General features: G+C 42.6%; 14 protein-coding genes and 1 rRNA gene. 1 reads left to right on the top strand and 14 read right to left on the bottom strand.

The annotated features are described in order from the left end of the window. Positions 1–111 precede the first annotated feature (111 nt). Both AC3EBE_RS09235 and metG read right to left on the bottom strand, forming a co-directional pair. Positions 112–879, bottom strand: coding sequence for a TatD family hydrolase (locus AC3EBE_RS09235; protein WP_488594735.1), 768 nt, complete (start codon positions 877–879; stop codon positions 112–114). A gap of 290 nt (positions 880–1169) precedes the next feature. Continuing rightward, positions 1170–3128, bottom strand: a complete 1959-nt coding sequence (gene metG, locus AC3EBE_RS09230) for a methionine--tRNA ligase (RefSeq protein WP_488594734.1) — start codon at positions 3126–3128, stop codon at positions 1170–1172. A 902-nt stretch (positions 3129–4030) separates the two neighbouring features. Between metG and abrB the strand changes: the two genes are divergently transcribed. Then, positions 4031–4318 (top strand): transition state genes transcriptional regulator AbrB, encoded by a 288-nt coding sequence (gene abrB, locus AC3EBE_RS09225; RefSeq protein WP_079504177.1) that lies wholly within the window; start codon positions 4031–4033, stop codon positions 4316–4318. 51 nt (positions 4319–4369) lie between these two features. Here the strand turns inward: abrB and rsmI are convergent, their stop codons facing one another. The 12 genes from rsmI to rrf form a co-directional block, all read right to left on the bottom strand. Beyond that, positions 4370–5251, bottom strand: a complete 882-nt coding sequence (gene rsmI / locus AC3EBE_RS09220; RefSeq protein ID WP_488594733.1) for a 16S rRNA (cytidine(1402)-2'-O)-methyltransferase — start codon at positions 5249–5251, stop codon at positions 4370–4372. Beyond that, entirely contained in the window at positions 5229–5516 is a 288-nt protein-coding gene (locus tag AC3EBE_RS09215) for a GIY-YIG nuclease family protein (protein ID WP_488594732.1), read from the bottom strand. The genes rsmI and AC3EBE_RS09215 overlap by 23 nt, the downstream gene beginning before the upstream one ends. Continuing rightward, positions 5503–6246, bottom strand: a complete 744-nt coding sequence (locus tag AC3EBE_RS09210) for a tRNA1(Val) (adenine(37)-N6)-methyltransferase (protein ID WP_488594731.1) — start codon at positions 6244–6246, stop codon at positions 5503–5505. The genes AC3EBE_RS09215 and AC3EBE_RS09210 overlap by 14 nt, the downstream gene beginning before the upstream one ends. Before the next feature lie 257 nt (positions 6247–6503). Beyond that, positions 6504–6875 carry a DNA replication initiation control protein YabA gene (yabA, locus tag AC3EBE_RS09205; RefSeq protein ID WP_488594771.1) on the bottom strand — a complete coding sequence of 124 codons (372 nt, stop codon included), beginning with the start codon at positions 6873–6875 and terminating at the stop codon, positions 6504–6506. 31 nt (positions 6876–6906) lie between these two features. Then, a complete protein-coding gene (locus AC3EBE_RS09200; RefSeq protein ID WP_488594730.1) occupies positions 6907–7719 on the bottom strand; it encodes a PSP1 domain-containing protein in 813 nt (270 codons plus the stop codon). Next, entirely contained in the window at positions 7712–8719 is a 1008-nt protein-coding gene (holB, locus tag AC3EBE_RS09195) for a DNA polymerase III subunit delta' (protein WP_488594729.1), read from the bottom strand. The genes AC3EBE_RS09200 and holB overlap by 8 nt, the downstream gene beginning before the upstream one ends. A 13-nt stretch (positions 8720–8732) precedes the next feature. After that, positions 8733–9173 carry a YaaR family protein gene (locus AC3EBE_RS09190; protein ID WP_488594728.1) on the bottom strand — a complete coding sequence of 147 codons (441 nt, stop codon included), beginning with the start codon at positions 9171–9173 and terminating at the stop codon, positions 8733–8735. Between the two features lie 27 nt (positions 9174–9200). Then, complete coding sequence (locus AC3EBE_RS09185) at positions 9201–9530, bottom strand: cyclic-di-AMP receptor (protein ID WP_488594727.1); 330 nt, start codon at positions 9528–9530, stop codon at positions 9201–9203. 244 nt (positions 9531–9774) lie between these two features. Next, entirely contained in the window at positions 9775–10407 is a 633-nt protein-coding gene (gene tmk / locus AC3EBE_RS09180; protein ID WP_488594726.1) for a dTMP kinase, read from the bottom strand. 1 nt (position 10408) lies between these two features. Continuing rightward, the gene (locus AC3EBE_RS09175; protein WP_488594725.1) at positions 10409–11842 is read right to left on the bottom strand and encodes an aminotransferase class I/II-fold pyridoxal phosphate-dependent enzyme; all 1434 of its coding nucleotides are present in this window, start codon (positions 11840–11842) and stop codon (positions 10409–10411) included. An 87-nt stretch (positions 11843–11929) separates the two neighbouring features. Continuing rightward, positions 11930–12133, bottom strand: a complete 204-nt coding sequence (locus tag AC3EBE_RS09170) for a sigma factor G inhibitor Gin (protein WP_488594724.1) — start codon at positions 12131–12133, stop codon at positions 11930–11932. A gap of 582 nt (positions 12134–12715) precedes the next feature. Then, positions 12716–12831: ribosomal RNA gene (rrf, locus tag AC3EBE_RS09165) — 5S ribosomal RNA — on the bottom strand. Between the last annotated feature and the right edge of the window lie 23 nt (positions 12832–12854).

The following is a 12854-nucleotide window of genomic DNA, read 5'->3' as shown; positions in this document are numbered from 1 at the left end:
AAAGCAAGAGTTATCGACACGGTTATCCTATGTTCCAAGTGAGACATGTAGAACTTTTTAGAATCACAAAATCTTTGGACAACCTTGCTGATAAATCGACAACATTCTCTATCACTTTATGCCGAATAATTTTTTTGCATTTTGGGCTGTTGCCTCTGCAACCTCTTCAAGAGTTAGCCCCTTGAGACCCGCAATCTCTTCGGCGACCAATTTTACATAGGCCGGTTCATTTCTCTTCCCGCGATATGGATGCGGTGTTAAATACGGACAATCTGTTTCCACCAGGAGACGCTCCAATGGAATGGCTTCTGCCACTTCTTTTGGTTTCTTTGCGTTCTTGAATGTAACCGGTCCGCCGAGCGAAATGTAGAAGTTCATATCAATGCATTCAAGGGCCGTTTCCACACTGCCGCTATAGCAATGCATGATTCCGCCGACTTCCCCTGCATTCTCTTCCTTTAAAATTTCAACTATGTCTGCTGTTGCGTCTCGATTATGTATGATGATTGGAAGCTTAACTTCTTTCGCCAGCCTGATTTGCTTGCGGAAAACTTCTTTTTGGATCTCCTTCGGCGACTTATCCCAGTAATAATCGAGCCCCATTTCTCCAAGAGCCACAACCTTTGGATGACTTGACAGCTCTTTAAGCCATTCGAGGTGTTCCGGAGTCATGTCAATCGCATCAACTGGATGCCAGCCTACACTCGCGTGGATAAAATCGTACGTCTCCGCCAGCTCGATCGCTTTTTTGATCGTCTCTTCATCGAATCCGACAACGACCATATTGGTTACACCATCCGCAAGTGCCCTGTCAATGACCTCCTGAAGATCCTCGTTGAATTGTTCTGCGTTTAAGTGAACGTGTGTATCAAAAAGCATTTCCAAACTCCTTTACTGCACTGCTCACAGTTTCATTTTACCTGCCATGCATTTCATATGAAATGGACAGGCAGCCAAGTTTTAAAAATTGTGATAAAGTTTTGTCGATATCATAACTTTTTTAAGCAGCAGTGGTCAAATTATTGGTCCCTGATTTTTAAAAACCCGACAATTGACGGGCTATGATGAACGAAAAATAGAGCACATCATTGTAAGGATTTACATAAAAAACAAGAAAAAACCTGAAAAATGTTACACATGGAACATTTCCAGGTTTTCCTTATATTTCTTTACTTCACTTTTGCGCCTACTGAAAGTGAATCATCTACAGATGCAAGGGACATCACACCATCCTTTTCACCTGCAAGAATCATCCCTTCGGAAAGCTCTCCGCGAAGTTTAACCGGCTTAAGATTTGTTACGCAAATAACCTTTTTGCCAATCAGGTCTTCCGGCTTATAATATTTTGCAATCCCTGAAACCACCTGGCGTTTTTCATATCCAAGGTTCAGCTGAAGCTTAAGCAGCTTATCTGCCTTCTTAACCGGCTCTGCATGAATGACCTCTGCCACTCTGAGCTCAACCTTCATGAAATCATCAATCGTGATTTCTTCCTGCTGTTCAGGCTTTTCCTCTTCAACAGGCGCAGCCGCGGCCGGAGCAGATCCCTGCATTTTCTCTTTGATAAACTCAACCTCTTCCTTCAAATCAAGACGAGGGAAAATCGGCTCACCCTGTACAACCTTCGTGCCTGCTGGAATTTCGCCGAAGTTCTCTAGGCTTTCCCATGATTGAAGTGACTCGGTCGGAACATTCAGCTGTGCAAAAATCTTATCAGGAGTCCTTGTTAAGAATGGCTTCAATAGAACGGCAACCCTTCTCAAAGACTCAGCAAGATGGACCATGACACTCGCTAACTCATCTTTCTTTTCCTCATCCTTCGCAAGCACCCATGGCTGAGTTTCATCGATGAACTTATTGCAGCGGCTGACCAGCTGCCATACAGTCGTCAAGGCAACGGAAAACTCCATTTTCTCCATCGCGTCTTCGTATTTCTGGACCGTCTCTTTATTTACTTCCAGCAGCTGCTTTTCAAATTCCCCTTCGGAGCCTTTGTAAGCAGGGACTTCTCCATCGAAATATTTGTTGATCATCGCAACTGTTCTGTTCAGCAGGTTGCCCAGGTCATTGGCAAGATCAAAATTGATTCTTTCAACAAAGCCTTCAGGCGTGAACACACCATCGGAACCAAATGGAACTTCACGCAGCAGGTAGTAGCGGAGCGCATCAAGGCCATAGCGGTCAATCAGCGTAACCGGATCCACTACATTCCCCTTCGATTTTGACATCTTTCCATCCTTCATCAGCAGCCAGCCATGGGCGAAAACCTTTTTAGGAAGCGGAAGATCAAGCGCCATCAGCATGATTGGCCAATAGATCGTATGGAAACGGACAATCTCCTTACCAACCAGGTGGACATCCGCAGGCCAGTAGTTCAAATACTTGGAATCATCCTCAGTACCGTAGCCAAGCGCAGTTATATAGTTCGATAATGCATCTATCCATACATAAATGACATGCTTTGGATCTCCAGGGACTTTTACACCCCAGTCAAAAGTCGTACGAGACACAGCCAGGTCTTCAAGTCCTGGTTTGATGAAGTTGTTGATCATTTCATTCTTGCGTGACTCTGGCTGGATGAATTCTGGATTCTCTTCATAATACTTCAGCAGCCTGTCAGCATACTTGCTCATTTTAAAGAAATAAGATTCTTCCTTGACCTTTTCAACGGGACGCCCGCAGTCAGGACAGTTTCCATCCTCAAGCTGCCGGTCCGTATAGAAGGATTCACATGGAGTACAGTACCAGCCTTCATACTGGTCAAGGTAGATATCCCCCTGCTCCAAAAGCTGGGCAAAAATCTTTTCGACAATCTGCTTATGGCGATCCTGCGTCGTGCGGATGAAGTCATTATAGGAAATATCAAGCTTTCCCCAAAGCTCCTGGATGCCCTCGACAATTTCGTCTACATATTGCTGAGGAGTAATGCCCTTTGCTTCCGCATTGCGCTGGATTTTCTGCCCGTGCTCATCCGTTCCTGTCAAATACATGACATCAAAGCCGCGAAGCCTCTTGTATCGTGCCATAGCGTCACCAGCTACCGTCGTGTAAGCATGGCCGATGTGCAGGTTGCCGCTAGGATAGTAAATAGGTGTTGTAAGATAAAAGGTTTTCAGTTTCTCTTCCATGAAGATCCTCCTTAACTAAACTGCTAGTTCATTCTAATAGTAGTTATTATACCAGCTAATGCATTGGCTTTCCTACTCTGTTGCAAAAAAACCCCTGCCCGCGGGCAAGAGCTTAAAAGATTCAAAACAACAATGAAGGCATGCTTCCAAATCAATGGAGAATAGAGCACTATAAAGTTATTTAACAACATTTCATGAAGCAAAAAGCTTGGAACGAAAATCATCAGCTTAATTTCAGCTATTTTAATTATCACTCTGTTAAATCACATTGTTGAATTTAAATCCTGTTGATTGTAGTGGAAGGCGCGTAGACTCCTTCGGGATGTAGTGGGCAGGTGAGACCCCGCAGGAGCAAAGCGACGAGGAGGCTCACCGAACACCCCAAGAAGAATTTGCTCATGAAAAAGCCGGCAGTTGGGCTTTTTTATAATTCTTCAGAGGAAAGCGAAGCGCCTGGAACGAAAATCAACAGCCTCATTTAGCAGTGCATCATAATCAAAAAAAGGATAAAAAGCCTAATAGAATGATTGCCTTTTCTATCCTCAAAATATACCCAATCCATGGAAATTGTGCAATGTAACGTAAATATGACAAACTCATGACATTTTGTCGAAATAAATGTAGAAATTTGTCGAATTACGGAGTAAATATTATTATAACAAAAACATTTTTTGTTGATCTCCCAGCCAATAATTCTGCCGAAAACCTTTAATTCAAAGGATTTTCCATCGTAAAACCTTGATGTAAAAAGGTTTGCAGGCTGTGTTAAAAATTGTTAATTAAAGAAAAATAAATTAATTGACGGTAATTGGAATCGCTGGTATTATAAAACCAATAGAAAAAAATATGTCGAAAAATGACGATAACTTATATAGGGGAAAATGAGAGGAGACTATTTTACTATGAAATCTACTGGTATTGTACGTAAAGTTGATGAGCTTGGCCGTGTGGTTATTCCAATCGAATTAAGAAGAACTCTGGGTATCGCAGAAAAGGATGCTCTTGAAATTTATGTAGATGATGACCGCATCATCCTGAAGAAATATAAGCCTAACATGACTTGCCACATCACTGGTGAAGTTTCAGACAATAACATCACATTGGCAGGCGGCAAACTGATCCTTAGCCGTGAAGGTGCTGAACAGCTTCTTAAAGAAATTCAGGGAAGCTTCGAGCCTGTAAAAGCTTAATAAATCATACAACAAGGCCGTGGTTCCTCCCACGGCCTTTTTTATATTTTCTTATCCATGAATATGGTACGCCTGGTACACATCTCTCTTTTGCATACCCCTGTCTTTAGCTGTTTGTTTAATGGCATCCTTTGAATTCATATTTTTTTCTTCTATATAATGTTCAACATGCTCATTAAGGCTTAATTCATCCCACCATTGGGTTTCTTCTTCATCCAACGAACCATTTGCTGATCCCTCGATGATCAAAACAAATTCACCGCGCACTTCATCTGCCTGAGCCCATTCCAGAGCTTCAGCGATTGTCCCTCTTATGAATTCTTCATATTTCTTCGTCAGTTCACGGCAGAGAACGATTCTTCGGTCACCCAGTCCCTCAAACATCAAACTTAATGTTTCCTTCAGCCGGTGCGGCGACTCATATAGGACAATAGTCGCTGTCTGTTTTGCCAATGCCTCAAGCTCTTTCCTTTTCTCCTTCTTGCCCCTCTGTAAAAATCCATAATAATAAAAAGGCTGTGGAAGGATTCCTGAGGCAATCAAAGCTGTCAATGCCGCATTGGCTCCCGGCAGTGGGACTACGGTTAAGCCCTCTGAAATTGCTTCTGCCACCAGCTCTGTGCCCGGGTCGGAAATCGTTGGCATGCCCGCATCGCTTACAAGTGCAATCTTGGCGCCATCCTTTATTTTTTCAATCAGCTTATGCCCGCTGCTTTCCTTATTATGCTCGTGGTAGCTAGTAACCGGAGTTTCAATCTCAAAATAATTGCAAAGCTTCTTCGTGTTCCTTGTATCTTCTGCCGCAATCAAATCTGCTTCCTTCATGATCCTGATTGCCCTGAAGGTCATATCCTCAAGATTGCCAATCGGGGTTGGAACAAGATACAGGATTCCTTTTTCATGCTCACGCTCAAAGCTTTTCTGCTGCTGCATATAATCCACCCATTTCTTTTAAAAGAAAATCTTCCTTCTTTTTTCGTGTCCATTGCTTGAATTCATACTCTGCTTTAAGGGCATCGCTTTTATCATTGAATGCTTTGGAATACAGAAGCTGGACTGGTCCCCGGCCCCTGGTGTATTTAGCCCCTTTTCCTTCATTGTGCATCTTGAGCCGGCGGCTGAGGTTATTCGTGTAGCCTGCATAAAGGCTGCCATCCTGGCAAAGTAATGCATAGAAGTAATGATTAGCTGCTTCCATATAAAATCTCTTTCACAACAGGAGTATATTCATTATTTTCATCATAGACAATCAGCGGCTCCAGAATCTTAAGGTCCGGACTGCCATCCTTAATGGCTTCAATCAATAAGATATTGGCTTCCTTCCCAGCCTTTGGATAGACAAACTGAATCCGTTTAGGCTCAAGGCGATACTTTCTCATCAGCTCGATGATATCAATCAATCTTCCCGGACGATGGACGAATGCGACCTTTCCTCCCTGTTTTACCAGCTGGCTTGAAGCCTTGATTGCGTCTTCCAGTGTGCAAAGGATTTCATGCCTAGCGATTGCCAGATGCTCATTCTCATTGATTTCTTCCCTCGAAGGCGTAGGAAAATAGGGTGGATTGCATGTCACGACATCATATTTTTCAAAGCCGAGCTGCTTTGGAGCCTCCTTTATATCACCGTGGACCATTTGCAGCCTGTCTCCAAGCTGGTTATACTCTATGCTGCGGACAGCCATATCATATAATCGCTCCTGTATCTCCACTCCAATAATCGTTCCCTTTGTACGTGCGCTCAAGAAAAGTGGAATGACTCCATTGCCGCTGCACAGGTCGACGACCTTCCCTTTTTGGATCGGCACCCACACGAATCTTGCGAGCAGCACCGCATCAAGGGAAAAAGAAAAAACATTCGGGCTCTGGATGATCCTTAAATCCTCCGCCAATAGATAATCCAGTCTTTCATCTTCTTTTAGGTTAACCATACTAAAAAGCTCCTTTAAAAATAAAGCTCTTTTCTCAAACTTTGTTGCTATTGACAACAAAATAGGATTGAATTACTCAAGTTTCTTCCCAAACTTATCGCTTATTATGAGAAAAGAGCTTGCTAACTTAGTACCGACATACAAAATGGCTTTTATCACGTTAAAATCGGCTTTTTGATTTTAACAACAATCTTTACGAAAACAGCCAAAAATAAAACCTTATAAAAATAGCCTTCCCTATGCAGGAAGGCTGCCAATTATTTTTTATTAAGAAATGATAAACAAAACAGGCAATCCTCTTTGCGCGGGCTGCCAAAATGCAGATTGCAGATGTGGAAGCCTTCCTGGTATAGCCGTGCAAGGTTATCATAGCCCTCGCCGATATCTACCAGATTTTTTTCGCTCTGTAGGGAGTTGCTGTCCTCTTTAGCGCCTTTCTTAATGTTTGGATCCTTTTTGCCAATGGACTGATCCAGACGACGTCTTAAATGCTCATTTTCCAGCTTCAAGGAGTTATTCTCTTCAAGAATCTCTGCCAAATGCTGTTTTAACTCACCAAGCTGACTGTATAAATCACCTATTTGTGATTCCATATTGCTTACTGAGTCAAAGATATCTTTTTTATCCACTTGTTCCACCTCATTAATCTGTGGATGATTGTTACGATACAGCTCCTGCTTCCTGTATTTCCTCAAGTGTGAACTCCAGCACTCTTTCCTGGCCGGCTACATCAACTTGCATTATCCGTTCGAGGATATTAAGTCCTACTACTTTTCCAGGACCATTAGGTGTCACAATCATAGCACCCAGGTCAGGAAGCTGCTCCTTCGCTGTTTCATACTCATCATTCTCATATTTCAAACAGCACATGAGCCTTCCGCATAGCCCGGAAATCTTCGTAGGATTCAGTGAAAGGTTTTGATCCTTGGCCATCTTGATTGAAACTGGATCAAAGTCCCCCAGGAAAGTTGAACAGCAAAGCATTCTGCCGCAAGGGCCAATGCCGCCAAGCATTTTTGCTTCATCGCGGACGCCAATCTGGCGAAGCTCGATCCTTGTCCGGAATATGGAGGCCAAATCCTTGACCAATTCCCGGAAGTCGACACGCCCGTCAGCCGTGAAGTAAAAAATGACTTTATTGCGGTCAAATGTATATTCAACATCAACCAGCTTCATATCCAGCTGATGTTCATTCACTTTATCACTGCAAACATCATATGCTTCCTTTGCAGCTGTTTTGTTTTCTTCGACAATAAGGCGATCCTTCTGATCCGCAATTCTGACTACCTTTTTCAGAGGCAGGACTACATCCTTCTCGCCAACCTGTTTACGGGGAGTAACCACTCTTCCGAACTCTACACCCCTGACAGTTTCAACAATAACGAATTCGTCCTTTTGAATTGAGAGATCACCGGGATCAAAATAATAAATTTTTCCCGCTTTTTTAAAACGGACACCTACTACATCATACAAGTGTAGATCCCTCCTGCAATTTTAACACCAGCTCCTCCATGAGCAGCTGGGGATTCATATTGGCATGCAGCTTCCTCTTCGCCTCCAGAATGGCTGCCATTTGTTCGGTAAGACGCCGTCCGGATGTCTGTAATGCAAACTGTTCTAAACGTGAGCTTTCGTTTAGATACACAGCCTGGTCTTTCTTGCCAAGCTGAATGTATAGTAAATCCTTAAAAATAAGAAGTAATAAATCCAAACCTCGATCGATTTGTTCTTTCTCTTTGAAGTGCATAAACCAGTTTTCCTGCAGCGTGACCATAGCTTCCAGGGAATTCTTTTTTAGCACTTCATATAATTTTAACACTATTTTTTGTGCTTGTGCAAACCAATCATTGTGACTTATTTCCAAAGCTTCTTCCAAATTATTCGTCAGCTGCGCCACCAGGGGAGCCATATTCGGGTTAACCCCATTCGCAACCAGCTGTTCTGCCATATTTTTAGGAGATAAAGGCGTGAAATTGATGAGCTGGCATCTGGATAAAATTGTCGGAAGCATCTGCTGCGCCTGCTCGGTAATCAGCACTGCGACTGTCCCTGCATGGGGCTCTTCAAGAAATTTCAGCAAGCTGTTCGCAGCATTCGTCGTCATGCGATCGGCATGGACAATCGTGTACAGTTTATTTTTGGATTCCACCCCTGTTTTGGAGAACTCCTCCTGCAGCTGCTGGATCTGCCCCTTCTTGATCGACAGTCCATCAGGCTCAACAAGATGGATATCGGGGTGGTTGCCATTATTGATCCTTTTACAGTTCAAACAGCTCTCACAAGGCTTATAACCGTCGATTGGAGCCAGGCAATTGATACTTTTTGCAAGCAGCATGCTGATATCCTTTTTACCGGTCCCTCTCATACCTTCAAATAAATACGCATGGGCTATTCGATTTTTCAGGATGCTGTTTTTTATCATTTTTAAAACATTTGGCTGCAATTCCTCCAGCTCGTCCCACGTTTTTGCCAATGCGATCACTCTCTTACGTATATAAATTAATCAATAAACCTTTGATTTCTCCTACTCTTCCGAGAATATCAATCTGTTCATCTTTCTTATTCATCAGCTCTTCGGTCAGGTCAACCAGCTTATCATCAATCGTCTCCACCAGCTTCAACGCCCGGCCTTCTCCAAACTGATTCCAGCTATGCGAATGCTTAAGCTCCATCCCAAAGTTAACAGCTTCCTTCACAAATTGTTTTACAAGTGTTTTAAACTTGGCCAAATCCTTAAATGTCCGGGATCTTGAAAGCCGCTCACCAGCTGAATCAACTTCTTTCATTAGCTGCTGAAGCTGTCCAAGCTGCATTTTGTGCTCCTGCTTCTGTACAAGCTGATTAAAATTGACCCCAGTACCTGGCTGCTGCTTCTGTTCCTGGCGTACTTTATCAACATTTACACGCAAATCCTGATTAATTTTCATCTGCTGCTAAACCTCCGCGCCTGCCTATTAAAATTGATGAAACTGCTCTACAGGCAATACGAATACTGTTGCTCCGCCAACTTCAACTTCCACAGGATATGGGACGTAGGAATCAGCATTTCCTCCCATCGGCGAAACCGGTGCCACCAGCTGGTCTCTTGATTTACAATTATCCCTGATGACATCCAGTGCCTTTTCCACTCTGATGTCTTCTGTTCCTATGATAAACGTGGTATTTCCCGATTTTAAGAATCCACCCGTACTTGCCATCTTAGTTGCACGAAAATTATGGTCAACCAATGCATTCGACAGACGATTGCTGTCCTGGTCCTGGACCACTGCTAAAATTAATTTCATCCATGTTCCTCCTAGGCTCTATTTGTAAACCTTCAACATTTTATTCCGTAACATTTGTATTCTCATTATAACAGGATTAACGTGACAAGACATGAATTAAACTAAAAATACCAGAGGCTTCCAATAGGTAAAGCGGAAGCGCCTTAATCCCCGAACACAGCTAACCTAAGTGAATCAATAATCTATTTAAAAAGAATTGTAAAAAACAAGCCTCAAAAGAACCTAAGGCTTGTCTGGCAATGCTTTATCTATTCAATTGAGCCTTAATTTTCGATTCAGCTTCCTCATACACTTCTTCAAGCTTTCTTGATGCATCAATCTTTACAATCCGGTCCGAGAATCTGTCTGCAAGAATCATATAGCCTTCCTGCACTTTTTTATGGAAATCAAGATTCTCCAAATCCAGCCTGTTAACTTCCCGGCCCTTATTTTTATTGATTCGTTCAAGTCCCAATTCTGGTGAAAGATCAAAGTATAAAGTCAGCTGCGGCATCATATCTTCGATTGCAAATTTATTAATGGAATATACCTCGTCAATTCCCAGTCCGCGCGCATGGCCTTGATAAGCAAGTGAACTATCAACAAATCTGTCACAAAGAACAATCTTACCCGCTTCCAGTGCCGGCTTCACCTTCTCAGCTAGATGCTGCCTTCTTGCAGCTGCATACAGTAATGCTTCTGTTCGTGAGTCCATCGCAGTGTTATTAGTATCCAAAATCACCTTCCGGATCTGCTCAGCGATTTCAATTCCTCCAGGCTCCCTTGTTGCCATAACATCAAAACCCTGCTCTGCCAGATTTTCAGAGAGCATATTGATAATTGTTGTTTTTCCTGAACCATCCGGGCCTTCTATTGTAATAAAAATTCCGTTTGCCACTTTATTTCCTCCAACTCTTAAACACTTTTATTTTTCCAGCCTCCAGCTGCTCTCCGCCCTGGATTTTAGCCCCGGCCTTTTTTAGATATGTAATATATTGAATATCCTCATCCGTTAAAGCTTCTCCCGGCAGACAATAAGGAACTCCGGGAGGATAAGGAATAATTGATTCCGCACAGATTCTCCCGATGGCTGTTTCAAGCTCAACTGCCTCGATTGCCTGGCCTTCCATTTCTTTGTAGCTAACCGCTAGTGTGGATACAATTTTTTTGTGGGTTGCTTGCTGCTCACTATTGGCATCTCCAATAGGATTATCACTTACAGCCTCCTTAAGTTTAGCTGCTGTCTCCTTCCACTTGAAGCCCATCCCTTTTTTCAGCAAGGGCAGAACAAATAGCACATTGTAAGGGTCAGCTAATTCAGTAAAGATTCCCTTTGATTCTAAAATGCTTTGAAGCTCAAAACCAGACATGGTGCCTCGAACAGAAATAGTCATTTTTAGAGGGTCATTAGACTGTAGCAATTTTACATTTTCTAAAGTATTTACCACATTCCTGAAGCTCTCAATCTCCTCTTGAAGATAGTGAAGATCCTCAAAGCTGTATGTTCCCAGATAGCTGCGCGCTATATCCAGTGATGCCATCAGCGGATAAGAAGGACTGCTCGATTGCAGTGCCTGCAGGTAGAACTCCAGCCGGCTTTTCGATATCAAATTGGTTTGAAAATGAAGGAAGGCCGCCATTGTCATCGCCGGCAGGGTTTTATGCGCAGATTGCACTACAATATCGGCTCCCAGCGAAACGGCAGACTCCGGAAAATAATCTCCTGCAGTAAAATGAACCCCATGTGCCTCATCCACCAATACAGGGATGCCATGCCTATGCGCTTCATCAATAATGCTCTTAAGGTCATATGTTAATCCATAATAATTGGGATAAGTTAAAATAAGTGCCTTTGCATCAGGAAATAGTTTAATTCCTTCTCTCACAGCAGAAAGGCCCAATCCACCTGCCACACCATATTCCCTGTTATAATCCGGACTGATAAATACCGGTCTTGCCTTGGCCATTCTAATGGCATTCATGATCGACTTATGTGAATTGCGCTGTACAAGCACTACATCATCTTCTTTAAGGGCTGCCATAATCATCGACAGGTTCCCAACAGTCGACCCATTAATTAAAAAATAACTTTTTTCTGTCCTGAATAAATCCGACAGCAGCGTTTCCGCCTCTAATATAACGCCCTCCGGTGAGTGCAAATCATCGAGCCCAGAGATTTCAGTCGCATCCAGTTTTAAGATATCACTGAAAAAGGACTGTCCCTTTTTCAAAAAAACATCCCCAAATTTATGGCCAGGAACATGAAAAGAGACTGGCTTTCCTTTTATATGCTTTACTAATTGATCAAACAAAGGTGTTTGAGATTGATCCATACGTTCACCTTTTTACATTCAAATTCATACCTATCTATTCTAACATTGATTTTCAGCAAAAAAAATAAAAGCTCTAATTAAGAGCTTTTAACTATAGATCTCAGGATTGGTAACTTTCCTTAGCTTTTCCACGTAATATTTATATTTAGGATCACTCGTATCAGTCTTGATCATGATGCTTTCGCACTCTGTGCAAATAAATGAAGTATATAGGTGTATTCCAGCCACTTTCGTCTGTTCGCAAACGACACATGTTTCCCCAACTTGTTTTCTTGCTAAAAGCGAACCCAAATTCTCCACCTCCGTACACCTATTGTTGCCAGGAGCCCCTATTTGTATACAATTTTCCGAATAATATTTTAGAAAGTTTAATTGTTTTATATTTTATGATTGACTTTCCATTTCCTTGTATGTCTTATGACAATTTAGGGTTGGTTTATTATCAATTCATCAACAAATTCAGTGTACTATGCGTGATTTAGGTTGATTTTAAATAGTAATTTTAGTCGGGACAGCCCTTATGCAATAACAAAGCTGATTGAATGATTCGGTAAAATTAGTGCACTGATCCAATTTCCAATCAAAATAATATTCAGCTCCGAAAAGCACTGGCCGACTAAGAACGCAACGTCCTGTGGCAACGTCGGCACTAGAACATCGTGTCCGTCGGAGGGTCTGCCAGTGAAGTCGTTCTTTGACTTCATTGTCAGGACCGAAGCTCTCGAGGAGTTAGGAGCCGCAGCTAGACAAGTGTCTCGAGAGGCTAGGCGCTGGAGATGGATTAAGACAACCCATATAGTTATCCATATCAATAACATTTTATAATTTCCTATACACAAAAAAAGAACAGCCATATCAGCTGTTCCTTCGCGTGCCCGGCGGCGTCCTACTCTCACAGGGGGAAACCCCCAACTACCATCGGCGCTGAGAAGCTTAACTTCCGTGTTCGGTATGGGAACGGGTGTGACCTTCTCGCCATCGCCACCAGACTATTTGTTTGAGGTTTTGTACC

It is taken from the genome of Mesobacillus sp. (genome assembly GCF_057785455.1).
Note: the sequence above shows the minus strand (reverse complement) of the source record. Positions and strands in the feature narration are given on the sequence as shown.